Origin of the sequence: Vibrio sp. 1562 (assembly GCF_033340155.1) — a bacterium.
Lineage (GTDB): Bacteria > Pseudomonadota > Gammaproteobacteria > Enterobacterales > Vibrionaceae > Vibrio > Vibrio alginolyticus.
The window spans coordinates 1-700 of sequence record NZ_JAWOVY010000352.1 but is presented as its reverse complement, the minus strand read 5'-3'; the positions used below and the strand labels follow the sequence as shown (position 1 = coordinate 700).

Annotated in this window: 1 protein-coding gene; it reads right to left on the bottom strand. The window is 46.4% G+C overall.

What is annotated here, in order from left to right:
* Positions 1-700, bottom strand: a 700-nt coding sequence (locus R7Z49_RS25140) for a TonB-dependent receptor domain-containing protein (RefSeq protein ID WP_318112406.1), incomplete at both ends; no start/stop codon positions are given.

Genomic DNA, 700 nt, shown 5'->3' with positions numbered 1-700 from the left:
AACGCTACGTCTAACCCTAACCAGTAACGACGTCCATCTTCGACGTACCCATATTCTTTGTAGTTGATGTCTTCATCGAACAGGTTGTAAATCGCACCTTTGATCTTGGTGTTATCCGTCAACTGATACGTTACGCCGGCATCTACAAACGTATAAGCAGGTTCAACGATGCTGTTGCGTGATGGGCCAGTGACCGGATCCATTTCTTTGCCTCGGTAGGTCACTTTCGTCCAACTCTCTAGGTTGTCTGTTGTTTGCCAAGTGACATCAACATTAAACAGATGCTTTGGAAGTTGCTGAAGTGGCATGCCTTTGTATTCACCCGTTTTTTGCTCCGAGTCGGTAAAGGTATAGCTTGAGCTTAAGTAGATAGTCTCAGTTAGTGGTTTCGCCAACGTTGCTTCTACACCCTGAGTAACAGCTTCATCCACATTAATGCGGTAAGTAGGATCCGCCCCCCATTGGTTTGGGCCATCCGTACAAATTGTATCTGGGCACACCACGCGAGTGATCTTATCTTTAAACTCATTGTGGAAGGCGGTTAACGTCACATCAAGACCAGAATCACCTTGGTAAAGCACACTGATTTCTTTGTTCAGTGAAGTTTCCGGATCCAAATCTGGGTTACCATAAATATTGCCGCCACCACTGACTTGCGCCCAACCTGGGGTAATTTCACGTAACTGAGGAGAGCGGAAGC